At 70.7% G+C, this 26,631-nt stretch carries 24 protein-coding genes; 20 read left to right on the top strand and 4 right to left on the bottom strand.

Annotated features, from left to right (window positions below; all coding sequences use genetic code 11):
• Positions 1-7 precede the first annotated feature (7 nt).
• From bla to PQS31_RS04670, 4 genes are all read left to right on the top strand, one after another.
• On the top strand, positions 8-1,036 hold the full coding sequence (gene bla / locus PQS31_RS04655; protein WP_272761512.1) for a class A beta-lactamase: 1,029 nt from the start codon (positions 8-10) through the stop codon (positions 1,034-1,036).
• A 502-nt stretch (positions 1,037-1,538) separates the two neighbouring features.
• Complete coding sequence (locus PQS31_RS04660; protein ID WP_272761513.1) at positions 1,539-1,877, top strand: zinc ribbon domain-containing protein; 339 nt, start codon at positions 1,539-1,541, stop codon at positions 1,875-1,877.
• 109 nt (positions 1,878-1,986) lie between these two features.
• The gene (aspS, locus tag PQS31_RS04665; protein ID WP_272761514.1) at positions 1,987-3,762 is read left to right on the top strand and encodes an aspartate--tRNA ligase; all 1,776 of its coding nucleotides are present in this window, start codon (positions 1,987-1,989) and stop codon (positions 3,760-3,762) included.
• A gap of 117 nt (positions 3,763-3,879) precedes the next feature.
• Entirely contained in the window at positions 3,880-4,428 is a 549-nt protein-coding gene (locus PQS31_RS04670) for a GNAT family N-acetyltransferase (RefSeq protein ID WP_272761515.1), read from the top strand.
• A gap of 66 nt (positions 4,429-4,494) precedes the next feature.
• Here PQS31_RS04670 and PQS31_RS04675 read toward each other — a convergent pair whose 3' ends face one another.
• The gene (locus PQS31_RS04675) at positions 4,495-5,436 is read right to left on the bottom strand and encodes an alpha/beta hydrolase (protein WP_272761516.1); all 942 of its coding nucleotides are present in this window, start codon (positions 5,434-5,436) and stop codon (positions 4,495-4,497) included.
• Between the two features lie 43 nt (positions 5,437-5,479).
• Complete coding sequence (locus PQS31_RS04680) at positions 5,480-5,908, bottom strand: organic hydroperoxide resistance protein (RefSeq protein ID WP_272761517.1); 429 nt, start codon at positions 5,906-5,908, stop codon at positions 5,480-5,482.
• A 104-nt stretch (positions 5,909-6,012) separates the two neighbouring features.
• Here PQS31_RS04680 and PQS31_RS04685 point away from each other — a divergent pair, with 104 nt between their 5' ends.
• From PQS31_RS04685 to PQS31_RS04745, 13 genes are all read left to right on the top strand, one after another.
• Positions 6,013-6,852, top strand: a complete 840-nt coding sequence (locus PQS31_RS04685; RefSeq protein WP_272761518.1) for an AraC family transcriptional regulator — start codon at positions 6,013-6,015, stop codon at positions 6,850-6,852.
• Entirely contained in the window at positions 6,849-7,505 is a 657-nt protein-coding gene (locus tag PQS31_RS04690; protein WP_272761519.1) for an alpha/beta fold hydrolase, read from the top strand. Before PQS31_RS04685 ends, PQS31_RS04690 begins: the two co-directional genes overlap by 4 nt.
• Positions 7,506-7,539: 34 nt before the next feature.
• Positions 7,540-8,256, top strand: coding sequence for a YebC/PmpR family DNA-binding transcriptional regulator (locus PQS31_RS04695; RefSeq protein WP_272761520.1), 717 nt, complete (start codon positions 7,540-7,542; stop codon positions 8,254-8,256).
• A 19-nt stretch (positions 8,257-8,275) separates the two neighbouring features.
• Positions 8,276-8,611 (top strand): hypothetical protein, encoded by a 336-nt coding sequence (locus PQS31_RS04700; protein WP_272761521.1) that lies wholly within the window; start codon positions 8,276-8,278, stop codon positions 8,609-8,611.
• A complete protein-coding gene (gene ruvC / locus PQS31_RS04705) occupies positions 8,608-9,129 on the top strand; it encodes a crossover junction endodeoxyribonuclease RuvC (RefSeq protein ID WP_272761522.1) in 522 nt (173 codons plus the stop codon). Before PQS31_RS04700 ends, ruvC begins: the two co-directional genes overlap by 4 nt.
• Before the next feature lie 118 nt (positions 9,130-9,247).
• On the top strand, positions 9,248-9,838 hold the full coding sequence (gene ruvA / locus PQS31_RS04710) for a Holliday junction branch migration protein RuvA (protein WP_272761523.1): 591 nt from the start codon (positions 9,248-9,250) through the stop codon (positions 9,836-9,838).
• A 111-nt stretch (positions 9,839-9,949) separates the two neighbouring features.
• On the top strand, positions 9,950-11,788 hold the full coding sequence (locus PQS31_RS04715) for a potassium transporter Kup (protein WP_272762108.1): 1,839 nt from the start codon (positions 9,950-9,952) through the stop codon (positions 11,786-11,788).
• Positions 11,789-12,193: 405 nt separating this feature from the next.
• On the top strand, positions 12,194-12,892 hold the full coding sequence (locus PQS31_RS04720) for a TorF family putative porin (RefSeq protein ID WP_272761524.1): 699 nt from the start codon (positions 12,194-12,196) through the stop codon (positions 12,890-12,892).
• 48 nt (positions 12,893-12,940) lie between these two features.
• Complete coding sequence (kdpA, locus tag PQS31_RS04725; RefSeq protein ID WP_272761525.1) at positions 12,941-14,650, top strand: potassium-transporting ATPase subunit KdpA; 1,710 nt, start codon at positions 12,941-12,943, stop codon at positions 14,648-14,650.
• A 13-nt stretch (positions 14,651-14,663) separates the two neighbouring features.
• Positions 14,664-16,697 carry a potassium-transporting ATPase subunit KdpB gene (kdpB, locus tag PQS31_RS04730; RefSeq protein ID WP_272761526.1) on the top strand — a complete coding sequence of 678 codons (2,034 nt, stop codon included), beginning with the start codon at positions 14,664-14,666 and terminating at the stop codon, positions 16,695-16,697.
• A gap of 10 nt (positions 16,698-16,707) precedes the next feature.
• Positions 16,708-17,349: a potassium-transporting ATPase subunit KdpC gene (gene kdpC, locus PQS31_RS04735; RefSeq protein ID WP_272761527.1), complete on the top strand. Its 642-nt coding sequence runs from the start codon at positions 16,708-16,710 to the stop codon at positions 17,347-17,349.
• A 151-nt stretch (positions 17,350-17,500) separates the two neighbouring features.
• Positions 17,501-20,194 carry a sensor histidine kinase KdpD gene (locus PQS31_RS04740; protein ID WP_272761528.1) on the top strand — a complete coding sequence of 898 codons (2,694 nt, stop codon included), beginning with the start codon at positions 17,501-17,503 and terminating at the stop codon, positions 20,192-20,194.
• Entirely contained in the window at positions 20,191-20,889 is a 699-nt protein-coding gene (locus tag PQS31_RS04745) for a response regulator (RefSeq protein ID WP_272761529.1), read from the top strand. Before PQS31_RS04740 ends, PQS31_RS04745 begins: the two co-directional genes overlap by 4 nt.
• 19 nt (positions 20,890-20,908) lie before the next feature.
• On the opposite strand, the gene PQS31_RS04750 is transcribed toward PQS31_RS04745, so the two are convergent.
• Together PQS31_RS04750 and PQS31_RS04755 are read right to left on the bottom strand one after the other, a co-directional pair.
• The gene (locus PQS31_RS04750; RefSeq protein WP_272761530.1) at positions 20,909-21,574 is read right to left on the bottom strand and encodes a TrkA family potassium uptake protein; all 666 of its coding nucleotides are present in this window, start codon (positions 21,572-21,574) and stop codon (positions 20,909-20,911) included.
• Complete coding sequence (locus tag PQS31_RS04755) at positions 21,567-22,901, bottom strand: potassium transporter TrkG (protein WP_272761531.1); 1,335 nt, start codon at positions 22,899-22,901, stop codon at positions 21,567-21,569. Before PQS31_RS04755 ends, PQS31_RS04750 begins: the two co-directional genes overlap by 8 nt.
• Positions 22,902-23,055: 154 nt before the next feature.
• On the opposite strand from PQS31_RS04755, the gene PQS31_RS04760 reads away from it, so the two are divergent.
• The 3 genes from PQS31_RS04760 to ruvB all read left to right on the top strand — a co-directional run bounded on the left by PQS31_RS04760 (position 23,056) and on the right by ruvB (position 26,607).
• Entirely contained in the window at positions 23,056-24,339 is a 1,284-nt protein-coding gene (locus PQS31_RS04760; RefSeq protein WP_272762109.1) for a diguanylate cyclase, read from the top strand.
• Between the two features lie 125 nt (positions 24,340-24,464).
• Positions 24,465-25,469, top strand: a complete 1,005-nt coding sequence (locus tag PQS31_RS04765; protein WP_272761532.1) for an LLM class flavin-dependent oxidoreductase — start codon at positions 24,465-24,467, stop codon at positions 25,467-25,469.
• Between the two features lie 103 nt (positions 25,470-25,572).
• Positions 25,573-26,607, top strand: a complete 1,035-nt coding sequence (gene ruvB / locus PQS31_RS04770; protein ID WP_272761534.1) for a Holliday junction branch migration DNA helicase RuvB — start codon at positions 25,573-25,575, stop codon at positions 26,605-26,607.
• Positions 26,608-26,631: the final 24 nt, after the last annotated feature.

A 26,631-nucleotide genomic window follows, 5' to 3' on the forward strand; every position in this document is an offset into this window, starting at 1 on the left:
AGCAGGTGTGAGCCGGATCGATGGATGGCTGCACGTTAGCGCATCGCCACGCGGGCATCCGGAGCCGGACATGAGATTTCCTGTGGGCTCACCCCCGATAAACGCGCTGGTCGCACGGGTCGCCTCCCGACAGACTGCGGCCCTCATCCGATCGGAGACCGTGCATATGCCAGGACGACGCAGTTTTCTGAAAGCCGCTGGGGGCGCTGCCCTGCTGATGGGCGCGGCACCATTGCTGGCGAAGCGTGCCGGCGGACCGGGATCACGGATCGACAACGCGCCGGACATCGCGGCGCTGGAGGCGGCTTCCGGTGGACGCCTGGGCGTGCACCTGCTGCACCCGGCGCGCGGCCCGGTGATGACCCACCGCGAGGACGAGGCCTTCCCGACTGCGAGCACGATCAAGTTCGCCCTGAGCGCGGCGGTGCTGGCCCGGGCCGACGCTGGCGCGCTGTCGCTCGACGACCGCATTCCTGTCCGCGCCGAAGACGTGCGCGCCGGCGCGCCCGTGACCGGTCGGCATGCCGGCAAGGACATGACCGTGCGGGACATCTGCCGCGGCTGCATGGTCTGGAGCGACAACCCGGGCGTGGACCTGCTGCTGCCCTTGGTGGGTGGCGAAGCGGGGTTCGAAGCGTTTCTGCGCCAGCACGGTGACGCGGACACCGTGCCCCGCGGCATCCGCGCCGGTGCCAGCACCACGACGCCGCGGGCGATGACGCACAACCTGCGCCGCTTCGTGCTGGAAGACGGCGCGCTGTCCCGGTCCTCACGTCTGCAACTGGCCGACTGGCTGATCGAGAACCGCACCGGTGATGCCCGGATCCGGGCGGGTATGCCGGCCGGCTGGCGGGTGGGCGACAAGACCGGCGGTATGCAGAACGTCAGCAACGACATCGCCGTGCTCTGGCCTCTGACAGGCGGCGCCCCCTGGCTGCTGGCGCTGTATCTGCGCGAGTCGCCGCTGGAGGCGTCAGATCGTGACGCGGTGCTGCGTCGGGCGACCGAACTGGCGGCGGTGCATCTGCGGGGCTGATATCGGTCTGCATCTTGGAAGCGGAACGTGTGCACGGGCAATGCGTGACGCCCGCCTTCCGCCTTCCGCTGTCCGCGGGGCTGCGGGCGGTTCGCTTGCGCGGCATGCCGCGCGAACCGATCGAACGACCGGCGCTTCGCGCCGGTCCGGACCGGTTGGGATGGCAACCGCCAGACGTCGGAACGTCGTTGCAAACGGGCTGCTCCTTAAGGGGCACGTCGGGGTTTGTCGATCGTGCTCGGACGCTTTGTCCCCACCCAACCCTCCCCCGCAGCGCGGGGGGAGGACGTCGAGCGGCTGCGGCAGCTTCGGGAACGCGCGTGGGTCAAGGCGTCTGCAGCGCGGAGGCGTGCCTGTGGCAGATCGTTCCGGCGATGCGGTCACGGTCTGCCCGCCACCGGGCGAAAAATCCCGCACAATCGCGCACCGGCTGGCTTGAACCGGCCCGCGGCGTCCGCATCTGGACGCTCCGCACTCTCCAGCAAACTTCCAGTACACCGCCATGCCGATCTATGCCTTCCAGTGCGCCGAATGCGGCCACAGTTTCGACCGCCTGCAGAAGATGTCCGACCCCGATCCGGAGAGCTGTCCGGCCTGCGGTGCGGCCGCGGTCAAGCGTCAGCTCACCGCGCCGGCGTTCCGCCTGGCCGGCAGCGGCTGGTACGAGACCGACTTCAAGAAGGACGGCGACAAGAAGCGCAACCTGGTCGATGGCGGTGGCGACGCCAAGCCCGCCGGCGACAAGCCGGCCGCCGATGCGCCGGCCAAGTCCGAGGCCAAGCCCGCCGCCGAGGCCAGGCCGGCGGCGAAGCCCGCGCCCAAGCCCGCCGCGGCGGACTGAAGCGGCCGCGCCGCGCGGAGCGCGGCGACGCCTTAAACTAGCGGGCTTCCATCGAGCACGTAGCGCCCGCGCGGCGTAGCGTGCGCCCGCGTTCCCGTCCGGAGTTCCCATGCGTACCCATTTCTGCGGCCTGATCGACGAATCGCTGATCGGCCAGACCGTCACCCTGTGCGGCTGGGCCGACGTTGCCCGCGATCTCGGCGGCGTCTGCTTCATCGATCTGCGCGACCACGAGGGCATCGTGCAGGTGGTCGCCGAGCCGTCGGATGCGGCGGGAAACGCGGACGTCATTGCGACCGCGGTCAAGGTGGGCTACGAGGATGCGCTGCGCATCACCGGCGTCGTGCGCGCCCGGCATTCGGTCAACGCGAAGATCCGCACCGGCCAGGTCGAGATCGTCGCCACGCAGATCGAAGTGCTCAACAAGGCCGAGCCGCTGCCGTTCCACCACCACGAGAATCCGGGCGAAGAGACGCGCCTGAAGTACCGCTATCTCGACCTGCGTCACCCCGAGATGCAGCGCCGCATGCGTACGCGCACCAAGCTGGTCAGCGCGCTGCGCCACTGGCTCGACGCCAAGGGTTTCCAGGACATCGAGACGCCGATCCTGACCAAGGCGACGCCGGAAGGCGCGCGCGACTTCCTGGTGCCGGCGCGCATGCATCCGGGCGAGTTCTACGCGTTGCCGCAGTCGCCGCAGCTGTTCAAGCAGATCCTGATGATGGCGGGCTTCGACCGCTACTACCAGATCGCACGCTGCTTCCGCGACGAGGCGCTGCGCGCCGATCGCCAGCTCGAATTCACCCAGCTCGACATGGAGTTCGCGTGGGTGTCCGAGCGCGACGTGCAGGACATGGTCGAGGCGATGATCCGTGACGTGTTCCGCGATGTGGCGGGCGTCGAACTCGCCGCCGAATTCCCGCGCATGACCTACGCCGAGGCGATGCGTCGCTACGGTTCCGACAAGCCGGACCTGCGCATCGCGCTGGAGCTGGTCGATGTGGCCGAGCTGGTCAAGGACAGCGGCTTCGCGGTGTTCACCGGCCCGGCCAACGAGGCCGGTGGCCGCGTTGCTGCGCTGCGTATTCCGGGCGGCGCGAGTCTGAGCCGCAAGCAGATCGACGAATACGCCGCGCATGCCGGCAAGTACGGCGCGAAGGGTCTGGCCTACATCAAGATCGCCGAGAACGGCGAGGTGTCGTCGCCGATCCAGAAGTTCTTCGACGAGGCCGCGTTCGCCGCGCTCGTCGCGCACGTGGGCGCCGGCAACGGCGATCTCGTGTTCTTCGGCGCCGGCAAGTACTCGACCGTCAGCGACTTCATGGGCGCGGTGCGCCTGAAAGCCGGCAAGGACTTCGATCTGGTCGCCGACGGCTGGGCGCCGCTGTGGGTCACCGACTTCCCGATGTTCGAATGGGACGACGAGGCGCAGCGTTACGTCGCCCTGCATCACCCCTTCACCGCGCCGTCGGTCGATGACGAGGCCGACCTGCGTGCCAACGCCGCGACGGCCGTATCGCGCGGTTACGACATGGTGCTCAACGGCAACGAGATCGGCGGCGGTTCGATCCGTATCCACCGCGCGTCGATGCAGTCGGCGGTGTTCGACCTGCTGGGCATCGGCGCCGAGGAAGCGCAGGCCAAGTTCGGCTTCCTGCTCGACGCGCTGAAGTACGGCGCGCCGCCGCACGGCGGCATCGCGTTCGGCATCGACCGCATCGCCGCGCTGATGGCCGGCACCGAGTCGATCCGCGACGTCATCGCCTTCCCGAAGACCACCGGTGCGCAGTGCCTGATGACCGATGCGCCGTCGCCGATCGCGGATGCGCAGCTGGCGGAAGTGCACATCCAGGTGCGTCCGCGGGCCTCGTCTGCTGCGCAGTGAGTCCCCCACGATTCCGCCGAGCGGAATCGCGGGCGCCGTCGCCGTGCTCCAGCTCCCCCGCGGCTGTCGCCGCGCCCCCCTCGACGCGAGGGGGCCTCCACGTCGGAAGGTTCTCGCATGATCGAGCAATCCGTTGACGCAGCGTCCAGGACGACGGCGACGCTCCGCCGCGCCACCGTCGACGACGCGCAGACGCTGTCGGCGCTGGCCGCGCGCACGTTCACCGAGACCTTTGGCCATCTGTATCCGCCGGAGGACCTCGCGGCGTTCCTCGCCGATGCCTACGCGGTGGACAAGCAGCGCACGATCCTCGCGCATCCCGACTACGCGGTCTGGTTGCTGGAACACGATGGCCTCGCGGTGGGACACGCGGCGGCCGGTCCGTGCGGCCTGCCGCATGCCGACGTCGCGCCGGGCGATGGCGAGATCAAGCGCCTGTATCTGCTGCGGGAGCACCAGGGCGGCGGCACCGGCACGCGGATGATGGACGCGATCCTGGCCTGGCTGCTGCAGGGCGGCCCACGCACGGTGTGGGTCGGCGCGTGGTCGGAGAATCTCGGCGCGCAACGCTTCTATGCGCGCCACGGCTTCGAGAAGGTGGGCGAGTACATCTTCCCGGTCGGCACGATCAACGATCTGGAATTCATCCTGCGACGACCGGCCTGATCGGCCGTCGGTGCACACGGCCGACCGGCCGCGCGATGGCGGCCGGTCGGGTGATGCCGGTCCTGCTTACTTGCGCAGGAAGTCCAGCAGGTCCTGGTTGACGCGGTCCTTGTGGGTGTCGGTCAGCCCGTGCGGCGCGCCGGGGTAGACCCGCAGCTCCGCACCCGGGATCAGCGCGGCCGACGCCCGGCCGGAGGCGTCGATCGGCACGATCTGGTCGACGTCGCCGTGGATCACGAGCGTCGGGATGTCGAAGCGCTCGAGATCCTCGCGGAAGTCGGTGGCCGAGAACGCCGCGATCGAGTCGTAGGTGTTCTTGTGGCCGCCCTGCATGCCCTGCGCCCACCAGCTGTCGATCAGGCCTTGCGACACCTCGGCGCCGGGGCGGTTGAAGCCGTAGAAGGGCCCGCTGGGGATGTCCCGGTAGAGCTGGGCGCGGTTGGCGAGCTGCGCGGCGCGGATGCCGTCGAATACCGCGATCGGCAGGCCGCCGGGGTTGTCGGGCGTCTGCAGCATCAGCGGCGGCACGGCACTGACCAGCACCGCCTTCTTCACCCGGCCGGTGCCGTGACGGCCGATGTAGCGCGCGACCTCGCCGCCGCCGGTGGAGAAGCCGACCAGGGTGACGTCGTGCAGGTCCAGCGCGGTGATCACCGCGGCGAGGTCGTCGGCGTAGTGGTCCATGTCGTTGCCGTCCCAGGGCTGGCTGGAGCGGCCGTGGCCGCGACGGTCATGGGCGACGACGCGATAGCCCTGTCCGGCGAGGAACAGCATCTGCGATTCCCAGCTGTCCGAGTTCAGCGGCCAGCCGTGGCTGAAGGTGACGACCGGGCCGGTCTTCGGGCCCCAGTCCTTGACGTAGAGACGCACGCCGTCGGCGGTGACGACATGGGTGCCGTCGACGGTGGCCGCGGCGATCCGGGCCGGGTCGACCGGCGGCGCGGCGTGCGCGACGTGGAGGGCGGTGGCCAGCAGGCTGGCGGCGACGGTACGGGTGAAGGTGTTCATGGCGGGTCCTCGCATGTGGGGTGACGTGGGTGGGGCAGGTGGCTCAGTCGGCGATGGCCAGCGTCACGTCGATGTTTCCGCGCGTGGCGTTGGAATAGGGGCAGACCGCATGGGCCTGCTCGATCAGGCGTTGCAGCAGGTCGCGGTCGATGCCGGGGGCGGCGATGGTCAGCGCGGCCTCGATGCCGAACCCGCTGGGGATGGGGCCGATGCCGACCGTCGCGGTGACGGTGGTGGTCGGCGGCAGCGCGACCTTCTGCTTGCCGGCCACGAACTTCAGCGCGCCGAGGAAACAGGCCGAATAGCCGGCGGCGAACAGCTGCTCGGGGTTGGTGCCGGGACCACCGGCGCCGCCGAGTTCGCGCGGCGTGGACAGGGCGACGTCGAGCACGTGGTCGGAGGAACGGGCACGGCCGTCACGGCCGCCGGTGGCGGTGGCCGACGCGGTGTAGAGGATGTTCTCGATGGACATGGAATTCCTGGTGGGCGGGCGGGGTGCCCGGTGAGCGCACTTTGCGCGTCGTCGGGACACCTTGGGTGATGTAAAGTCCTGGAAAATTGATCTGGAGTCCTGATGTGGCCGATCGCCTCGCAGCGCTGATGACCCATTTCCCGATGAACGCGCGGGTGTTCAACGCCGGTGCGCTGTGCGGCATCAACACCCTCGACAGCGACGGCGTCCACGGTCAGCTGCACCTGGTGCGCAGCGGCGCGGTCGAGGTGCACTACGGGAGCACCACGCTGCCGGTCACCGGACCCGGCCTGCTGCTGTTCGCGCGGCCCACCGCGCATCGCTTCGTCACCGACCCCGATCGCGGCGCGGACATGGTCTGCGCGCATCTCGGCTTCGAGGGCGGTGCCGACAATCCGCTCGCCGCGGCGCTGCCCGATCTGGTCCACCTGCCGCTGGACGAGATCGCCGGCGCCGGGCCGGTACTCGCGCTGCTGTTCGAAGAAGCCTTCGACCAGCGCTGCGGGCGGCTGGCCCTGATCGAGCGCCTGTTCGAGGTGGTGATGATCCAGGTGCTGCGGCAGTTGATGGAGCGGGGCGAGGTGCAGGCCGGCCTGCTGTCGGGGCTGTCGCATCCGCGCCTGCGCAATGCGCTGGTGGCGATGCACGAGGCGCCGGCGGACGCGTGGACGCTGGAGTCGCTGGCGCAGGCGGCCGGCATGTCGCGCAGCGCGTTCGCGAGCGCGTTCGTCGACGTGGTCGGCATGACGCCGGGGCAGTACCTGCAGGACTGGCGCGTGCGTCTGGCCAAGCAGGCGCTGCGCCGCGGTCGGCCGCTGAAGGTGATCGCCGACGAGGTCGGCTACGGAAGCGAAGCCGCGTTGTCGCGCGCGTTCAAGGCGCACAGCGGCCTGTCGCCGCGGGCCTGGCGCCGGGCGGGCGTGGCGAGCGAGGCCGTCGCATGAGGCCGGCGCCGACGCGCGTGCTGCTGCTGCACGGCTTGTGGATGGTGGGCCTGACGATGCGGCGCTTCGCGCGCGGGCTCGCCGCGGCGGGCTTCGAGCCGGTGGTGCTGGGCTATCCGAGCATCGCCGGTGGGCCGGATGCCGCCGTGCAGCGGGTGGTGGACGCACTCGAGGACGGCCCGGCGCACGTGGTCGGACACAGCCTCGGCGGTCTCTCCGCGCTGCGCGCGGCCGCCCGGGCCCCGGCGCTGCCGCTGGGGCGGATCGTCTGTCTCGGCTCGCCGGTCTGCGGCAGCGGGGCGGCGCACGCGCTGGCCCGCGTGCCCTTGTCGCGGTTCTATTTCGGGCGCAGCGCCGGAATCCTCCATTGCGGCTGCATGGACTGGCCTGCCGGGGTGCAGGTGGGCATGGTCGCCGGCTGCGTGCCGCGGGGTCTCGGCGCGCTGCTGGCGCGCTTCGACGGCCCGCACGACGGGACGGTGGCGGTGGCCGAGACCCGCGCCCCGGCGCTGGCGGACCACATCGTCGTCGATGCCAGCCACAGCGGCCTGCTGCTGTCGCCGGCCGCGATCCGGCAGACGGTGGCGTTCCTGCAGGACGGGCACTTCGACCACGCCGCCGATCCGCACGGTGGCGGCCGGCGCTTCGGGTAAAATCGCCGCTTTCCAGCGCCTGCAGACGAGCACCATGGGACGAGGACCTTCGATCGAAGCCCGCAAGAACGCGACCGACGCCAAGCGCGGCAAGATCTTCACCAAGATCATCCGCGAGATCGGCGTGGCGGCGCGCGCCGGCGGCGGGGATCCGGCCAACAATCCGCGCCTGCGCGCGGCGATCGACAAGGGCATGGCCCAGAACATGTCCAAGGACGTGGTCGAGCGCGCGATCAAGAAGGCCACCGGCGAACTGGAAGGCGTGGAGTACGAGGAGATCCGCTACGAGGGCTACGCGCCCGGCGGCGTCGCGGTGATCGTCGACACCCTCACCGACAACCGCGTGCGCACCGTGGCCGAAGTCCGCCACGCATTCGGCAAGTGCGGCGGCAACATGGGCACCGAGGGCTCGGTGGCCTTCATGTTCAAGCGCCTGGGCGTGCTGAGTTTCGAAGGGGCCGACGAGGATGCGGTGACCGAGGCCGCGATCGAAGCCGGCGCCGACGATGTGGTGGTGTATCCCGAAGACGGCGCGATCGACGTGATCACCTCGGTCGAGGCCTTCGAGCCGGTGCGCGACGCGATGGTCGCGGCCGGGCTTGCTCCCGGCCATGCCGAGGTCACCTTCCGCGCCGACAACGACATCGCCGTCGACGGCGAGACCGCCGAGCAGGTGCGCAAGATGCTCGATCTGCTCGAGGATCTCGACGACGTGCAGGCGGTCTACTCCAACGCGCAGTTCGGGGCCTGACGGGCCGCGCCTGCCGCCGATGCGCACGTTCCTGCTCTGGCTGGGCTGGGCCTCGGTGGTCGGCAGCATCGGCGATGGCCTGATCGCCGCGCTGGCACTGGTCGTGGCCGGCAACGCGGGATGGGCCCTGCCCGGGCCGTCGGTCGAGGCGCTGCTGGCCGGTCATCTGCCGGCGCTGGTCTGGGTGAAGTCGGTCGCTGTGTGGACGATGCCCGGTGGACTCGTCGCCTGGTTGTTCGCGCTGCCGGCGCTGGTCTATTTCCCGGCGCGGATCGTGATGAGCGCGCTGATCGGCTGGGCGGCCTTCGTCGCCGCACGGCGCCTCGCGCCGCGCCCGCCGCAGGCGGTGGCATGACCCGCATCCTCGGCATCGACCCCGGTTCGCAGCGCACCGGGGTCGGCATCATCGACGTCGACGCGGCGGGCAAGGTCACCCACGTGTTCCATGCGCCGCTGGTGCTAGTGACGGCGGGTGAATTCCCCGCGCGGCTGCGTCGGTTGCTGGACGGGCTGACGGCCTTGATCGTGGAGCATCGGCCGGACGAGGTGGCGATCGAAAAGGTGTTCATGGCGCGCAACCCCGATTCGGCGCTCAAACTCGGCCAGGCGCGCGGCGCGGCGATCGGTGCGGTGGTGCTGCGCGACCTGCCGGTCAGCGAATACGCCGCCAGCGAGATCAAGCTGGCGGTGGTCGGCCGCGGCGGCGCGGAGAAGGTGCAGATCCAGCACATGGTCGGGCTGATGCTCGGACTGACCGGCAAGCTGCAGGCCGACGCGGCCGATGCGCTGGCGGTGGCGATCACGCACGCGCACGTGCGCGCGACCGCGGCGCGCCTCGGCGTCGACGTGAAGCAGGCCTGGGGGCGCAAATGAGCGGCGAACGTTCCGCCGTCCTGCAGGCGAGAACGCCGGCGCGGCGCCGGGCGCGTCGAAGCGGCCATCTTCGCGGCACCATGACGGCGCATGCAGTCGTCGCACTCGGATATTTCCCATGATCGGTCGTCTCCGCGGCACCCTCATCCATAAAGCCCCGCCCTGGCTGGTGGTCGACGTGAACGGCGTCGGCTACGAGCTCGAGGCGCCGATGAGCACGTTCTACGACCTGCCCGAACTCGGCCGCGAGGTGGCGCTATTCACCCACTACGCGCAGAAGGAGGACAGCGTGTCGCTGTACGGCTTCCTGCACGAGTCCGAGCGGCGGTTGTTCCGTGACGTGCAGAAGGTCACCGGCATCGGCGCGAAGATCGCGCTCGCGGTGCTGTCGGGCGTCAGCGTCGACGCGTTCGCACGCCTGGTGCAGACCGCCGACGTGACCGCGCTGACCAAGATTCCCGGCATCGGCAAGAAGACCGCCGAGCGCATGGTGGTGGAGCTGCGCGATCGCGCCGCCGATCTGGGCGGCGCGGGCGGCGCGGTGCACGGTGCGCCGGTCGCCGCCGATCCGCTGTCGGAGGCCACGATCGCGCTGCAGCAGCTGGGCTACAAGCCGGCCGAGGCACAGAAGATGGCCAAGGCCGCCGCGGGGGAGGGCGACACGCCCGAAACCATCATCCGAAAAGCGCTACAGTCCGCGCTTCGCTGACCGCCCCCTCCCTGTCGGCCGGGTTCCACCGTCATGTCCCACAGCAGTTCACCCGTGAAGGGCGCGCGTCCCGTCGCGTCCAGCCACGGCCAGATCGGCCTCGCCGGGCTGATGGTCGGCGCCATCGGTGTCGTCTTCGGCGACATCGGCACCAGCCCGCTGTACACGCTGCGCGAGGCGTTCTCGCCGCACTACGGCCTGGTGGCCGACCACGACACCGTGCTCGGCGTGCTGTCGATGATCTTCTGGTCGCTGATGCTGGTGGTCACGCTGAAGTACGTGACCATCATCCTGCGCGCCGACAACGACGGCGAGGGCGGCATCATGGCGCTGATGGCGCTGGCCCAGCGCAGCCTCGGCAAACGCGGCCGCTCGGCCTATCTGGTCGGCATCCTCGGCGTGTTCGGCGCATCGCTGTTCTTCAGTGACGGGGTGATCACGCCGGCCATCTCGGTGCTGTCGGCGATCGAGGGCCTGGAGGTGATATCGCCGGCCCTGCATCCCTGGATCATTCCGCTGACGGTGCTGGTGCTCGGCGTGCTGTTCGCCACCCAGCGCTTCGGCACCGCGAAGGTGGGGCGCATCTTCGGGCCGATCACCGTGCTGTGGTTCCTCTCGCTCGCGGTGCTGGGCGTGGTCAACATCCTGCACGAGCCCGAGGTGCTGCAGGCGATCAATCCGTGGTGGGCGGCGCAGTTCTTCGTCAACCACAGCTGGGGCGGTGTCTTCATCCTCGGCGCCGTCGTGCTGGCGGTGACCGGCGGCGAGGCGATCTACACCGACATGGGCCACTTCGGCGCCAAGCCCATCCGCTACGCCTGGTATTTTTTCGTGCTGCCGTCGTTGATGCTCAACTATCTGGGGCAGGGCGCGCTGGTGCTCGAGGACCCGGCGGCGATCCAGAACCCGTTCTACATCGGCGTGCCCGAATGGGGCCGCTGGCCGATGATCGTGCTGGCCACCGCGGCGACGGTGATCGCCTCGCAGGCCGTCATCACCGGCGGTTTTTCGGTGGCGCGGCAGGCGATGCAGCTGGGTTACATCCCGCGCATGCGCGTGCGCCACACCTCCAGCGACACCATCGGCCAGATCTACATCCCCGCGATCAACTGGGCGATGGCGATCGTGGTCATCGCCCTGGTGCTGACGTTCCAGACCTCGTCGAACCTCGCCGCGGCCTACGGCATCTCGGTGTCGATGACGATGCTGATCGACACCCTGCTGCTGGCCATCGTGGCGCGCGCGCTGTGGCCGCACTGGCGGCGCTGGGTGCTGCCGCTGTGCGGCGTGTTCCTGGTGATCGACATCGCGTTCGTGATCGCCAACGGCGCCAAGGTGCTGCAGGGCGCGTGGTTCCCGCTGGTGCTGGGCATCACGCTGTTCACCCTGCTGCGCACGTGGCGGCGCGGCCGCCAGCTGCTGCACGAAGAAGTGCAGCAGCACGGCATCCGCATCGAGAGCTTCATTCCCGGGCTGATGCTCGCGCCGCCGGTGCGCGTGCCGGGCACGGCGGTGTTCCTGACCAGTGATCGCGGCATCGTGCCGCACGCGCTGATGCACAACCTCAAGCACAACAAGGTGCTGCACGAGCGCAACGTGTTCCTCACCGTCGAGACGCTGACCGTGCCCTATGCGCACCGTCGGCTGAAGATCGAGCAGATCGGCGAGGGCTTCCATCGCATCGTGGTGCGCTTCGGCTTCATGGAAACGCCCGACGTGCCGCTGGCGCTGATGCAGTGCAGCGACATCGACGACAGCGTGTGCATCGATCCGATGGACACCACCTACTTCACCAGTCGCGAGACCGTCGTCGCCGCGGCGCGCCCCGGCATGGCGCTGTGGCGCGAGCGCCTGTTCGCGCTGCTGCACCGCAATGCGGCGCCGGCGTCGGGCTTCTTCCGCATCCCCGGCAACCGCATCGTCGAACTGGGCACGCACGTCGAGATCTGAGCGGCGCGCCTGCTGCTGCGCCGCGCAGGAGAGCGGCCGCGCGCATGACCCCCAGCGGCGCGGGCGCGCGACTCGCCGCGCTGCGCTGCGCTGGGGTGCGCGGTGTCGCAGAAGCCGGTCGATCGCGCAGTACAGGCCACCGCTGCCGAGCAGCACGACGGCGATGTACAGCAGATCCTTGAATACGGAATGCATGGCGGAACCGCAGAGTGGGAACGGCGGTGCACGTTACGCGCGGCGTCTGCGCGGCGCTGCAAATTCGCCATAAATTCTTTCGCTGTGCCGGGTACCGGCCGTGGTTTTACGCCGAATTTATGCCGGCCCCGCGCACGACGATAGAGACTTTACGGGCCGGCGCCCAACACTTGCCGGATGGCTGTTTCGCCCTCCATCCGGACCCGCATCATGCGTCATCCCGCACCCCGTTCCAGCGCCGCACGCGGCGGTCTCACCCTGCTCGCGATGCTCGCCTTGACCCCCTGCGCCGCGCAGGTCTCGGGCACCGCCGCCCTCACCAGTGATTACGTCTGGCGCGGCACGTCGCAAACCCTCGAGGATCCCGCGGCCCAGGCCGGTCTGCGGGTCGATCATCGCACCGGACTGTATGCCTCGGCCTGGGGTTCGAACGTCCGCTTCGCGCCCGACGGGGGACCTGCCAGCGAATTCGATCTGGCCGTCGGCTGGGGCGGCGCGGTCGCGCCGGACTGGGCGCTCGAGGTCGGGGCAATGCGCTACCTGTATCCGGGCGCCGGAGAGCTGGACTGGACCGAGGTGTCGGCCGGGATGCGCTGGCGCGAGACGGTCGCGCTCACCGTGGGCTGGTCCGACGATGCGCTCGCCGGCGGCGCCGAAGGCACCTATGTCGCGCTCGGCCTGAGCCGCGCCGTGGGCGAGACCCTGCGCATCGAGGCTTCGATCGCGCGCTATCTGCTGGATGCGTCGGTCGCCGAGTCCTACACGCATGGCGCACTCGGTGTGGTCTGGGCCTTCAGGCCGCCCTTCGCGCTGCGCGCCACGCTGCACGCCACCGACGCGGCGGCGCGGCGCAATGTTCCCGGCGCGGCCGGTACCCGGCCCGAGATCGCAATCCATGCCGACTTCTAGGCACTGCGAGCGCGTGCGCCTGCCCTCACTGGACGGAGTCCCGACGTCATGACTGAAGTTCTACTCGTGTTCGCGCTGGCGATCGCGCTGGGCTGGCCACTGGGCCGCTACCTGGCGGCGGTGATGCGCGGCGCGCCGATGCGCGGCGATCGTGCATTCGGCTGGATCGAACGCCCGCTGTACCGCCTGCTCGGCACCGATCCGCAGCGCGGCATGAGCTGGCGCGGCTATGCCGGCGCGTTCCTGCTCAGCAACGCCGTGCTCGGTGCACTGGTGTGGGGCGTCCTGGTCACCCAGGCCTGGCTGCCGCTCAACCCAAACGGCGCGCCGAACATGTCGTGGGACCTCGCGCTGCATACCGCGGTCTCGTTTCTCACCAACACCAACCAGCAGCATTATTCCGGTCAGGCGCAGCTGTCGTATCTGGCGCACATGGTCGGCATCGTCGCGTTGCAGGTGGTGACGCCGATGATGGGGCTCGCGCTCGTGGTCGCGACCCTGCGCGGGCTGACCGGCGGCCGCAACGCCGTGGCGCGACGTGTGCCGGTGCAGGCCGCGCGCGTGGTCGATGTCGGCAACTACTGGGCCGACGTCGTGCGGGCCACGTTGCGCGTGCTGCTGCCGCTGTGTCTGCTGTGGTCGGTGCTGCTGACCAGCCAGGGCGTGCCGGCCACGCTCGCCGGCGGCCCCGTGGTCACGCCGGTGGATGCGTCCGCGGGCATGGCGACCCAGAAGATTCCGCTCGGGCCGGTGGCGCCGATGGTCGCGGTCAAGCAGCTCGGCACCAACGGCGGCGGCTGGTACGGGCCCAACAGTGCGGTGCCGCTGGAAAACCCGACGCCGCTGTCGAACCTGCTGGAAAGCCTGGCGCTCGTGCTGCTGCCGGTCGCGGTGGTGTTCATGGTCGGTCCGCTGACCGGGCGCCGCGGATTCACCGCGCTGGTGTGCGGTTCGATGCTGGCGATGTCGGTGGCATCGGCCGGATTCGCGGTGTGGTCGGAAAGCGCCTCGTCGACCTCGACCGACAGCGCGCTGATGGAGGGCAAGGAAACGCGCTTCGGCCCCGCGCCGTCGGCGTTGTGGGCGGCGCTGACGACGCAGACCTCCAACGGCTCGGTCAATGCCATGCACGATTCGCTCGCGCCGCTGACCGGCCTGGTCGCGCTCGGCAACATGCTGGTCAACGGCATCTGGGGCGGCATCGGCAGCGGCCTGCAGCAATGGCTGGTCTATCTGCTGCTGGCGGTGTTCCTGGCCGGGCTGATGACCGGGCGCACGCCGGAACTCTTCGGCCGCAAGATCGAGGCGCCGGAGGTGAAGCTGCTGGCGGCGCTGGTGCTGCTGCAGCCGCTGGTGCTGCTGGGCACGACCGCAGTGACGCTGGCCGTCCCCGGGCTGGCGGGCACCTCCAATCCGGGCGTCCATGCGATCAGCCAGGTGTTCTACGAGTACACCTCGGCCTTCGCCAACAACGGCTCCGGCTTCGAGGGCTTGGCCGACGACAGCGTGTGGTGGAACGTGACCTGCGCGGCCTTGCTGGCGCTGGGGCGCTATCCGGCGCTGGTGCTGCCGCTGCTGATCGCCGCGATGCTCGCGTGCAAGCGTCAGGCCCCGGAGGGCGCGGGAACGTTGCGCATCGAAACCCCCACCTTCGGCGTCACGCTGATCGCCGTCATCGGGATCCTGACCCTGCTCCAGTTCATGCCCGTTCTCGTGCTCGGCCCCGTCGCCGACCACCTGAGCCTGATCGCGCGTTGAGGACGACATCCGGATGAGCACTTCCAATGAGAGCGCGCGCGCCGGCAACGGCGACGCGCGGGCCGGGCTGCTGCCCGTGCTGGCTGACGCCGTGGCCAAGCTGGCGCCCCAGCACATCGTCCGCACTCCGGTGATGGCCTTGGTGTGGCTGGGGACGCTGGTCACCGCCGGCGCCACGCTGGCGGGCCTCGCCACGCCCGGCTTCGGCGGGACGGTCACCGGCGTATTGCTGCTGACCGTGCTGTTCGGCACCTTTGCCGAGGCCATCGCCGAGTCGCGCGGGCGTGGCCAGGCGGCGTCGCTGCGGCGGGCGCGCAAGGACCTGATGGCCCGCCGCCTGCAGCCCGATGGCGGCGAGACCACGGTGCCGGCCGCCGAACTGCGGCCCGGCGACCGCGTGGTCGTCGACGCGGGCCAGCTGGTACCGGCCGACGGCGAGATCGTCGAAGGCCTGGCCACGATCAACGAGGCCGCGGTCACCGGCGAATCGGCGCCGGTGCTGCGTGAGGCCGGGACCGACCGCTCGGGCGTGATCGGCGGCACCAAGGTGTTGTCGGACCGCATCGTCGTGCGCATCAGCGTCGAGCCCGGGCACAGCTTTCTCGACCGGATGATCGCGCTGGTCGAAGGCTCGAGCCGGCAGAAGACGCCCAACGAGATCGCGCTGGGCATCCTGCTGGTGGCGATGACGCTGACCTTCGCGATCGTCGTGGCCACGCTGCCGTTCATCGCCGGCGCCGTCGGCGTGGCGATCAACCCGGTGCTGCTGGTCGCGCTGCTGGTCTGCCTGATCCCGACGACCATTGGCGGCCTGCTGCCGGCGATCGGCATCGCGGGCATGAACCGCGCGCTGAAGGCCAACGTGCTGGCGAAATCCGGCAAGGCGGTGGAGGTGGCGGGCGACATCGACGTGCTGCTGCTCGACAAGACCGGCACGATCACCCACGGCGACCGCCAGGCCACCGCGTTCCATGCGCTGGCCGGAGTGGACCCGGCCCGGTTGCGCGATGCGTCGATGCTCGCCTCGCTGGCCGATCCGACGCCCGAGGGCAAGTCCATCGTGCGCCTGGCGCGCGCGCAGGGCGCCGCGCCGCAGGATCCGGACACCGCCCGCTTCGTCGCATTCTCGGCGCAGACCCGGATGTCGGGCGTCGACCTCGCGGGCGGGCGGGTGATCCGCAAGGGCGCACGGGATGCGATCGCCGCGCACGTGGCGGCGCGCGGCGGCCACTACACCGCCGAGCTCGATGCCCGGGTGGACAGCGTCGCGCGCAAGGGCGCCACGCCGCTGGTGGTCAGTGAGGGCGCGCACGTGCTCGGCGTCATCGAGCTCTCGGACGTCATCAAGCACGGCATCCGCGAGAAGTTCGCGCAGATGCGTGCGATGGGCATCCGCACGGTGATGATCACCGGCGACAACCCGCTGACCGCCGCGGCGATCGCGGCCGAGGCCGGCGTCGACGACTACATCGCCGAGGCGCGGCCCGAGGACAAGCTCGCGCGCATCCGCGCCGAGCAGGCCGACGGCCGTCTGGTGGCGATGGTCGGCGACGGCACCAACGACGCCCCCGCGCTCGCCCAGGCCGACATCGGCCTGGCGATGAACTCCGGCACCCAGGCCGCGAAGGAGGCCGGCAACATGGTCGATCTGGATTCGGATCCGGCCAAGCTGCTGGCAGTGGTGGAGATCGGCAAGCAGCAGCTGATCACCCGCGGCGCGCTGACCACGTTCTCTCTGGCCAACGACGTCTCCAAGTACTTCGCGATCCTGCCGGCGCTGTTCGCGGCGGCGATCCCGTCGATGGCGGCGTTGAACGTGATGGGGCTGGCGAGCCCGACCAGCGCGGTGCTGTCGGCGCTGATCTTCAACGCCGCGATCATCCCGCTGCTGATCCCGCTGGCGCTGCGCGGGGTGCGCTTCGTGCCGTCGGGCGCGACGCAACTGCTGCGCACCAACATGCTGGTCTACGGCGTCGGCGGCGTGCTGCTGCCGTTCGCCGCGATCAAGCTCATCGATCTCGCCCTGGCGGCGATGTTCCATGTCTGAGGACTCTGTGATGACGACGTTCCCGATTGATCCCGCCCCTGCAGCGCAGCCGGTCGACGACGGCGGCCTGCTGCGCGGCGCGCTGGGCCTCGCGCTCGTGGCGATGGCAGGCGCCGGTGTGGTGTACCCGATGCTGGGTGTGGGCCTGGGCCAGTTGCTGTTCGCACACGGCGCCAACGGCAGCCTGATCGAGCGTGACGGCCGGGTACTCGGCTCGTCGCTGGTGGCCCAGCCGTTCGCGGCCGACGGCTATGTCCAGCCCCGACCGTCGGCCGCGGACTACGACGTGATGGCCGTGTCGGGCAGCAACGAAGCACGTTCCAACCCCGAGTTGCGTGCGCGCATCGACGCGGCCCGCGCCACCGTCGCGCAACGTGAGCGGGTGTCGCCCGACGCGGTGCCCGGCGATCTGCTCACGCAATCGGGCGGCGGCATCGATCCGCACATCAGTCCCGAGGCCGCAGCCATCCAGATCGCACGGGTGGCGTCCGCGCGCGGGCTCGACGCCGCCGTCGTCCGGGCCGAGGTCGAGGCCCATGTCGAGCCCCGCCAGTTCGGCGTGCTGGGCCAGCCGCGGGTCAACGTATTGCAACTGAACCTCGCACTCGACGCCCTCGGCGCCGGACGAGGCGACGCGGTGCGCGGCCGGTGAGCCGGTCGACGGCCGCTGCGTCGATGCGGCGGCGTGCATCACGGGCCCGGCGTCGGCCCCGGTCTCACGGGAACGTCGAGCGCAATGGTCTAATCCGCGCTTCGATTCCGCCCCGGTGCAGTCACGCAGCCGGGCTTCGCACCGGACCGACATGACGGCTGAGCAGACGGACAAGGCGGATGCGCTGATGGGCGGGCTTCGGCGCGCCTCGGCCGGCCGGCTGACGGTGTTTCTGGGCGCGGCGCCCGGCGTGGGCAAGACCTACGCCATGCTCACCCGCGCCCGCGAGCTGCAGCGGCAGGGCCTGGACGTGGTGATCGGCATCGTCGAGACCCACGGCCGCGCCGAGACCCAGGCGCTGCTCGAGGGGCTGCCGGTGCTGCCACGCCGGCAGACGGCCTACCAGGGCAGGACGCTCGAGGACATGGATCTCGACGCACTGCTCGCGCGCCGGCCGGCGATCGCACTGGTCGACGAGCTCGCCCATCGCAACGTGCCGGGCAGTCGTCACGAGCGCCGCTGGCAGGACGTGGAGGAGCTGCTGGATGCCGGGATCGACGTCTACACCACGGTCAACGTCCAGCATCTGGAGAGCCTCAACGACATCGTCCACCAGATCACCGGCGTGCGTGTGCGCGAGACGGTGCCCGATGCGCTGCTCGAGCGCCTGCGCGACATCCGCCTGGTCGACCTGCCGGCGCGCGAACTGATCGAGCGCCTGGGCGCGGGCAAGGTCTACCTGCCCGATCAGGCCGCGCAGGCGCTGCAGGCGTTCTTCTCGCCCGCCAACCTGACCGCGCTGCGCGAACTGGCGATGCAGACGGTGGCCGATCATGTCGACGCGGATCTGCGCGAAACCCGGGCCGCGAGCGGTCTCGGCGGCCTCGCGCTGCAGCGCCACGTGCTGGTGGCGATCGACGGGCGCGGCGCGTCGGAGTATCTGGTGCGCGCGGCGGCGCGCATCGCCGAACGGCGCGGTGCCCCGTGGTCGGCGGTGACCGTGGAGACGGGGCGCGCGGCCGCGGCGGCCGAGCAGCGGCGTCCGGCCGAACAGGCCCGCCAGCTGGAGATCGATCGCGCGTTCGCACTGGCGCGACGGCTGGGCGGTGGCAGCGAGACGCTGCACGGCAGCGATGTCGTGCAGGCGCTGCTGGATGCCGCTGCCGCGCGTGGCGCACGGGCCATCGTGCTCGGCCGCACCCGCGAGCGCCCGCTGGCGCGCAGCGTCAACCGCACCTTGACCCAGCAACTGCTGCAGCGCGGCGCGCGGTACGAATTGACGATCGTCGCCACGCCGCAGGCGCGGCAGCGCGCGCGTCGCCTGCCGGAGATGGCTGGGCTGGGGCGCGACGGCCGGGAACCGGTGCTGGCGGTCCTGGCCGCGGCCGGGGCCACGGCCGCCGCCGCGCTGGGCGAGCGCCTGCTCGGCCTGCAGGACGTGTCGATGGTGTTCCTGGTGGCGGTGCTGCTGCTCGCCTCGCGCACGCGCATGGCCACGGCGGTGATCGCGGCGGTGCTGTGTTTCCTGGCCTACAACTTCTTCTTCATCGAGCCGCGGCACACGTTCTTCATCGCGGCCCATCGCGGTGTGGTGACCGTGGTGCTGTTCCTCGTCGCCGCGCTGGTCGTCGGGCGGCTGGCTTCGCGCCAGCGCATGCAGGTGCTGGCCCTGCGCGCGGCCAACGGGCATGCGACGGCGTTGCAGCAGCTGGGACGCGCACTGTCGAGCGCGGCCGATCGGGGCGAGGTGATCGCCTCCGGCGCGTCGGTCCTGCACGACACGCTGGGCACGGACGTGTGGATGCGCATCGACGGGCGCATCGGGCCGGCCAACAGCCCGGTCGCGCCCGACGACAAGGCGCTGGCCGCGGCGGACTGGTGCGAGCGCCACGGCCAGCCCTGCGGACGGTTCACCGATACGCTCGCCGCGTCGGAGTGGTGGTTCCTGCCGGTGCTGACCGAGCGCGGCACGCTCGGCGTGGTCGGCCTGCGCTTCGGGCGCGAGGTCGCGCATCTGCCGTTCGAACAACGGCGCCTGGCCGAAGCGATGGTCGACGACATCGCCCAGGCCGCGGTGCGCGCCGGCCTGGTGGCCGAACTCGAAACCGCGCGGGTGAGCGGCGAGACCGAGCGTCTGCGCTCGGCCCTGCTGTCGTCGGTCTCGCACGATCTGCGCTCGCCCTTGTCGTCGATGATCGGGGCGGCCGACAGCCTGCAACGCTACGCCGCCGCGATGTCCGCCGACGACCGGCGGACGTTGCTGGACACGATCCGTCTGGAAGGCGAACGCCTGGACCGCTACATCCAGAACCTGCTCGACATGACCCGGCTCGGCCAGCCGGGCGGGCTGACGCTCACGCGCGACTGGATCGGCGCTGACGAGCTGGTGGGCTCGGCCGCGCGGCGCCTGCAGCGCTACATGCCCGAGGCGCGGATCGAGACCCGCATCGACCCCGAACTGCCGGCGCTGTACGTGCATCCTGCGCTGGTGGAGCAGGCGATCTTCAACGTCGTGGAAAACGCCGCCAAGTTCTCGCCGCCGGACACGCCCGTGCGCGTCCACGCCGTACGCCTCGACGAGGCGCGCATGCGCATCGACGTCGCCGACGCCGGCCCGGGTATTCCCGAGGACGAGCGGCGCCGCATCTTCGACATGTTCTACAGCGTCGAACGCGGTGACCGCGGGGGGCAGGGCACGGGCCTGGGCCTGGCCATCGTCCAGGGCATCGTCGGCGCGCACATGGGCGCGGTGGAGGCCGTGCCGGGCCCCGACGGCAGGGGCACCGTCGTCCGCATCGAGCTGCCGCTGTGGGATCCGCACATCACCGGAGCGACAGTGCCATGAGCGAGGGGGCGACCGTGCTGGTCATCGATGACGAGCCGCAGATCCGCAAGTTCGTCGACATCAGCCTGCGCGCGCAGGGCTACCGCACCCTGCTCGCCGCCACCGGCACCGAGGGACTGGCGTTGCTGGCGAGCCGCGGCGCGAATCTGGTGGTGCTGGATCTCGGGTTGCCGGATCTCGACGGGCGCGCGGTGCTGACGGAACTGCGCGGCTGGTCCGCGGTGCCGGTGATCGTGCTGACCGTGCGTGCGGACGAGAGCGGCAAGGTCGCGCTGCTCGATGCGGGCGCCAACGATTACATGACCAAGCCGTTCGGCATCGAGGAGCTGATGGCGCGGATCCGTGTCTGCCTGCGCGCCGCGCCCGCGGCCGGCGCCCCGGTCTACGACGACGGCCGGCTGTGCGTGGACCTGGCCGCGCATGCGGTGACCCTGGACGGCGCATCGCTGGCGCTGAGCCGCAAGGAATTCGCGCTGCTGGCCCAGCTGGTGCGCCAGCCGGGACGGGTGCTCACCCAGTCGCAACTGCTGCGTGAGATCTGGGGCCCCACCCATGTCGAGGACGCGCACTATCTGCGCATCCTCGTCGGCAAGCTGCGGCACAAGCTCGGCGACGACGCCGCGGCGCCGCGCTACATCGTCACCGAGCCCGGCGTCGGCCTGCGCTTCATCGGCCACGAGGCGGGCACGCGCTGATCGCGCACGCCGATCGCACTCAGGCCAGCGCGGCGAAGGTTTCCACGCGCGTCGTCGGGCCCGAGACGATCAGGATGTCGCCGGCCTCGACGATGGTGTCGGCGCGTGCGTAGGTGAAATCGGCGCGGCCCCGCTTGAGGCCGACGACGGTGATGCCGTAGCGCGTGCGTAGTGCCGACTCGCTCAGTGTCTTGCCGTGTGCCTCGCGCGGGGCCCGGGTCTTGACGATGGCGAAGCCGTCGTCGAATTCGATGAAGTCGATCATCCGCCCGGTGACCAGGTGCGCGACCCGTTCGCCCATCGCGGCCTCGGGATACACCACGTGGTGCGCGCCGGTGCGTTCGAGAATGCGGCCGTGCTTGGCGCTGGTGGCCTTGGCCCAGATGTCCGGTACGCCGAGTTCCTCGAGCGCCAGCACGGTCAGCACGCTGGCCTCGATGTCGCTGCCGATGCCGACGACGGCGCGCTGGAATTCGGCGACGCCCAGGGCGCGCAGCGCCTCGGTGCTGGTGCCGTCGGCCTGGGCGACGTGGGTGAAGGCGTCGGCGCAGCGCTGGACGGTGTCCGGGTTTTCGTCGATGCCGAGCACGTCGTGGCCGAGGCGGACCAGCGACCCGGCCACGGCCATGCCGAAACGGCCCAGGCCGAGCACGACGACGCTGTTGGCGGAAGGATGTCTAGCCAACGATGGGGCGCTCCTCTGGATAGCGGAAAGGGCGGGGCCGGGTATGCAGGGCCAACGCGGTGGCGACGGTGATGGTGCCCACGCGGCCGACGAACATCAGCACGATCAGCACGCCCTGCGCCGGTTCGGACAGCGCGGCGGTGATGCCGGTGGACAGGCCGACGGTGGCGAAGGCCGAGATCGCCTCGAACATCACCACCTCCAGCGGCAGCGCGGTCAGCGCCATCAGCGCCAGCGTGGCGACGGCCAGCACGGTCACCGCCAGCAGCACGATGGTCAGCGCCTGGCGCTGGGTTTCATGGCTGATCCGGCGCTGGAACACGGTGGTGTCGCGGTGGCCGCGGATTTCCGCCCAGACCACGAAGCCGAGCAGGAAGAACGTGGTCAGCTTGATGCCGCCCGCCGTGCCGGCGCTGCCGCCGCCGATGAACATCAGCACGTAATGCACGGCCAGGGATTCGCTGCGCATCGCGCCGACGTCGAGCGTATTGAAACCGGCAGTGCGCGCGGTGACCGAATGGAACAGCATCGCCAGCGCCTTGCCGCCGCCGTCGAGCGGTCCCGCGGTGCCGGGGTTGTGCCATTCGAACAGCGCCAGCATCCCCATGCCGCCAGCGATGAGCACCGCGGTGCCGAGCAGGGTGATGCGGGTGTGGATCGACCAGCGCGCCCACGCCAGCGGACGCTGGCGCAGTTCGTACAGCACCGGGAAGCCGAGCCCGCCGAGCACGATCGCGAGCATGATCGGCCCGAGGATCCACGGGTCCGCGACGAAGCCCATCAGGCTGTCGGAATAGGTCGAAAAACCGGCATTGTTGAACGCCGAGACCGAGTGGAAGAGCCCGTTCCACAGCGCGGTGGTCACGGGCTCGCCATAGCCGTGGTGCAGGCGCAGCGCCAGCGCACCCGCGGTGAGCGCCTCGACGCAGAGCGTGGTGATCAGCACGAGCTTGAGCACCCCGGTCACGTCGCCCAGCCCCAGGCTGTGGGTCTCGGCCTGGGCGATCAGTCGGGTACGCAGACCGAGCCGGCCGGCCACCATCAGGCCGAGCAGGGTGGCGCCGGTCATGATCCCGAACCCGCCGACCTGGAACAGCCCCAGGATCACCCACTGGCCGAAGGCCGACCAGTACAGCGGCGTGTCCTCGACGACCAGCCCGGTCACGCAGACCGCGGACGTCGAGGTGAACAGCGCGGTCATGAACGGCGCCGCGCCGTCGCCGGCCCGCGCACCCGGCAGCATCAGCAGGACCGTGCCGATGCAGATCACCGCAAGGAAGGCCAGGGGCACGATGCGGGCGGGATGCTGGATACCGGTGCGCGGCAACGCGCGGCTCCTGGGCGGAAAGCGCGGCATTCTCGCACGCGACCGGCCCGGGCAGGCGGCCCCGCGTGCGGTCCTCGTCCGGCCGATTCAAGTCCCGGCGTCCGCCGCCGCTAACTGGGTTCAATGCCGTCGAAGCGCGCAGGCCCGCATGACCATGCTCCAGCCGATCGTCCCGAGTTCGCCCTTGCCGCAGCGCGTGCTGCTGGTGGAGAACTCGCGCGCTTACGTGCAGGCGGTGGCCGGTGCGATCGAACAGCAGCTCGAGCTGCCGGTCATGGTGGCCTCCACCCTGGCCGAGGCCCGGGCCCTGCTCGATCGGCACGACGACTGGTTTCTCGCGCTGACCGGCCTGGTGCTCGCCGACGGCCAGCGCGACGCCGTGGTGGACTGCTTCCTCGAGCGCGGCCTGCCCACGGTCGTCGTGACCGGCGTCTACGACGAAGTGCTGCGCGACCGCATGCTGCGCCGGCGGGTCATCGATTTCGTGCTCAAGAGCACGCCGGGCAGCCTCGACTACATCGTCTGGCTGGTGAAGCGGCTGGAACGCAACCGGCGCATCTCCGCGCTGGTGGTCGACGATTCGCCGTCCGCGCGCCTGCACACCTCCGGCCTGCTGGAAACCTACGGCTACCGCGTCGTGCAGGCCGCCGACGGCGCCGCGGCGCTGCATGCGCTGGAGCGCGATCCGACGATCCGCCTGGCGATGATCGACCAGGAAATGCCGGGCATGCAGGGCGTCGAGCTGACCCGGCGCCTGCGCGCCCTGCGCGCACGCGACCGGGTGGCAGTGATCGGGGTATCGGGAAGCGGCGATGCCGATCTCGTCGCGCGCTTTCTCAAGAGCGGCGCCAACGATTTCCTGCGCAAGCCCTATTCGCGCGAGGAGTTCTTTTGCCGGGTGTCGCAGAACGTCGACCAGCTCGAGCTGATCGGCAGCCTGCAGGACCTGGCCACGCGCGACTTCCTCACCGGGTTGCCCAACCGGCGCCATTTCCTCGAACAGGCCGAGCGCCTGGTGCCGCAGCTGCAGGCCGCGACGCGTCCGCTGGCGATGGCCATTCTCGACATCGACCACTTCAAGCGCATCAACGACGGCTGGGGACACGAGGCCGGCGACCACGCGCTGCGCGGGGTCGCGGCGGCGCTGTCGGCGCATGCGCGCCCGCAGGACCATGTCGCCCGGTTCGGCGGCGAGGAGTTCTGTCTGCTGGTGCCGGATCTCGACGACGGCGCGCTGGACGACTATTTCGACGGTCTGCGCCAGCGGATCGAGAATCTCGACGTGCACACCCCGGGCGGCGATCTGCGCATGACCGTGAGCATCGGCGTGCGCACGGCGGAGGGCGCCGACGATCTGCACTGTCTGCTCGCCGATGCGGACCGGCGGCTGTATCTCGCCAAGGCCGGCGGCCGCAACCGGGTGGTGGCCGCCGGCTGAGCGGCCCTCGATCGCCGGTCGCCGCCGGGGCGGTACGCACGGCCGGATGAACGGCGCGCGCTGCGACACCGCACGCCCGTGCGCCACGGCGTGGATTTCGCCGGCGCCGCCCCCATCTGACCGGCATGGTCATACAGTCCCCCCGCGTCCCGTATTCCGTCCTCGACCTCGCCCCCGTCACCGAGGGCAGCACGCCGGCCGAGTCGTTCGCCCGCTCCCTCGATCTCGCGCGGCATGCCGAGGCGCTCGGCTACCGCCGCTACTGGCTGGCCGAGCACCACAACATGCCGGGCATCGCCAGCGCGGCCACCGCCGTGCTGATCGGGCATATCGCCGGCGGCACCTCGACGATCCGCGTGGGGTCGGGCGGGGTGATGCTGCCCAACCACGCGCCGCTGCAGGTGGCCGAGCAGTTCGGCACGCTGGCCTCGCTGTATCCGGGACGGATCGACCTCGGCATCGGCCGCGCGCCCGGTACCGATCAGGCCACGACCAAGGCGCTGCGTCGCTACTACGCCGGCGCCGATGCATTTCCGTCCGACGTGATGGAGCTGCTGCGCTATTTCGAACCCGCCCAGCCCGGACAGCCGGTGCAGGCGGTGCCCGGTGCCGGGCTCGACGTGCCGGTGTGGATTCTCGGCTCCAGCCTGTTCGGCGCCGGCCTCGCGGCGACGCTCGGCCTGCCGTACGCGTTCGCCTCGCACTTCGCGCCGGCGGCGATGTCGGAAGCGCTGGCGCTGTACCACCGCGATTTCCGTCCGTCCAGGCACCTGCGCCAGCCGCACGCGATGCTGGCGCTCAACGTGGTCGCGGCCGACACCCGCGCGGAGGCGCAGCGTCTGTTCACCACCCAGCAGCAGAGCTTCGTGCGCCTGCGCCGTGGCACGCCCGGCCTGATTCCGCCGCCGATCGACGACATCGAGGCGTTTTGGACGCCGGCGGAGAAGGCGATGGTGGCCCAGTCGCTGGCGTGTTCGGTGGTCGGGGATGCGGACGACGTGCGTGAGGGCATCGCCGATTTCGTCGCCCGCCATCGGCCGGACGAACTGATGCTGACCGCCAACATCTTCGACCACGACGCCCGCCGGCACAGCTTCGCGCTCGCGGCCGAGGCCATGCGCGCCGCGTAGCCGCAGGCCGGCGCCGGTCGACGGTCGCGCCGGGGCGTCGCCGCACGGACGCCCGCCGGCCGCGTGCCGCCGCAGCGCCGGCACGGCATGCGATCATGCGCGGATGACCGCAGACCGCATCATCGCCGCCGATGCCACCCGCGAGGACGACGCCGTCGAGGCCAGCATCCGCCCGCAACGGCTGGACGACTATCTCGGCCAGCAGCCGGTCCGCGACCAGATGGCGATCTTCATCGAGGCCGCGAAGCAGCGCCGCGAAGCGCTCGATCACGTGCTGATCTTCGGGCCGCCGGGCCTGGGCAAGACCACGCTGAGCCACGTGATCGCCAATGAACTCGGCGTGGCGCTGCGCGTGACCTCGGGGCCGGTGATCGAGAAGGCCGGCGATCTGGCCGCGCTGCTGACCAACCTGCAGCCGCACGACGTGCTCTTCATCGACGAGATCCATCGCCTGTCGCCGGTGGTGGAGGAAGTGCTGTACCCGGCGATGGAGGATTTCCAGCTCGACATCATGATCGGCGAGGGTCCGGCGGCCCGCTCGATCAAGATCGACCTGCCGCCCTTCACCCTGATCGGCGCGACCACGCGCGCGGGCCTGCTGACGGCGCCGCTGCGCGACCGCTTCGGCATCGTGCAGCGGCTGGAGTTCTACAGCGCCGAGGAACTCACCCGCATCGTGCGCCGCTCGGCGCAGATCCTCGGCATGGCCTGCGAGGGCGACGGCGCGGCCGAGATCGCGACGCGTTCGCGCGGCACGCCGCGCATCGCCAACCGCCTGCTGCGGCGCGTGCGCGACTATGCCCAGGTCAAGGCCGGCGGACGTATCGACCGCGAGGTCGCCAACGCCGCGATGCAGATGCTCAAGGTCGACCCGGAAGGCTTCGACGAGCTCGACCGGCGCCTGCTGCATCTGATCATCGAGAATTTCGACGGGGGTCCGGTCGGTGTCGAGTCGATGGCCGCAGCGTTGAGCGAGGAGCGCGGCACGCTCGAGGACGTCATCGAGCCCTACCTGATCCAGCAGGGCTTTCTGGTGCGCACCGCCCGCGGACGCATGGCGACGCTCAAGGCCTGGCGCCATCTCGGACTCGAGCCGCGCCGGGCGCCCGATCCGGCAGTGCCCGGCACCCTGTTCTGACATCCGCGGCCGGGCATCGGCCAC

Source organism: Luteimonas sp. BLCC-B24, assembly GCF_028550595.1.
Classification (GTDB): Bacteria; Pseudomonadota; Gammaproteobacteria; order Xanthomonadales; family Xanthomonadaceae; genus Luteimonas.

Coding starts and splice junctions, on each gene's coding strand:
- PQS31_RS04660 (WP_272761513.1), top strand. CDS start 1,539: ATGCCGATCTATGCCTTCCAGTGCGCCGAATGCGGCCACAGTTTCGAC.
- aspS (WP_272761514.1), top strand. CDS start 1,987: ATGCGTACCCATTTCTGCGGCCTGATCGACGAATCGCTGATCGGCCAG.
- PQS31_RS04670 (WP_272761515.1), top strand. CDS start 3,880: ATGATCGAGCAATCCGTTGACGCAGCGTCCAGGACGACGGCGACGCTC.
- PQS31_RS04675 (WP_272761516.1), bottom strand. CDS start 5,436: ATGAACACCTTCACCCGTACCGTCGCCGCCAGCCTGCTGGCCACCGCC.
- PQS31_RS04680 (WP_272761517.1), bottom strand. CDS start 5,908: ATGTCCATCGAGAACATCCTCTACACCGCGTCGGCCACCGCCACCGGC.
- PQS31_RS04690 (WP_272761519.1), top strand. CDS start 6,849: ATGAGGCCGGCGCCGACGCGCGTGCTGCTGCTGCACGGCTTGTGGATG.
- PQS31_RS04695 (WP_272761520.1), top strand. CDS start 7,540: ATGGGACGAGGACCTTCGATCGAAGCCCGCAAGAACGCGACCGACGCC.
- PQS31_RS04700 (WP_272761521.1), top strand. CDS start 8,276: ATGCGCACGTTCCTGCTCTGGCTGGGCTGGGCCTCGGTGGTCGGCAGC.
- ruvC (WP_272761522.1), top strand. CDS start 8,608: ATGACCCGCATCCTCGGCATCGACCCCGGTTCGCAGCGCACCGGGGTC.
- ruvA (WP_272761523.1), top strand. CDS start 9,248: ATGATCGGTCGTCTCCGCGGCACCCTCATCCATAAAGCCCCGCCCTGG.
- PQS31_RS04715 (WP_272762108.1), top strand. CDS start 9,950: ATGGTCGGCGCCATCGGTGTCGTCTTCGGCGACATCGGCACCAGCCCG.
- PQS31_RS04720 (WP_272761524.1), top strand. CDS start 12,194: ATGCGTCATCCCGCACCCCGTTCCAGCGCCGCACGCGGCGGTCTCACC.
- kdpA (WP_272761525.1), top strand. CDS start 12,941: ATGACTGAAGTTCTACTCGTGTTCGCGCTGGCGATCGCGCTGGGCTGG.
- kdpB (WP_272761526.1), top strand. CDS start 14,664: ATGAGCACTTCCAATGAGAGCGCGCGCGCCGGCAACGGCGACGCGCGG.
- kdpC (WP_272761527.1), top strand. CDS start 16,708: ATGACGACGTTCCCGATTGATCCCGCCCCTGCAGCGCAGCCGGTCGAC.
- PQS31_RS04740 (WP_272761528.1), top strand. CDS start 17,501: ATGACGGCTGAGCAGACGGACAAGGCGGATGCGCTGATGGGCGGGCTT.
- PQS31_RS04745 (WP_272761529.1), top strand. CDS start 20,191: ATGAGCGAGGGGGCGACCGTGCTGGTCATCGATGACGAGCCGCAGATC.
- PQS31_RS04760 (WP_272762109.1), top strand. CDS start 23,056: ATGCTCCAGCCGATCGTCCCGAGTTCGCCCTTGCCGCAGCGCGTGCTG.
- PQS31_RS04765 (WP_272761532.1), top strand. CDS start 24,465: ATGGTCATACAGTCCCCCCGCGTCCCGTATTCCGTCCTCGACCTCGCC.
- ruvB (WP_272761534.1), top strand. CDS start 25,573: ATGACCGCAGACCGCATCATCGCCGCCGATGCCACCCGCGAGGACGAC.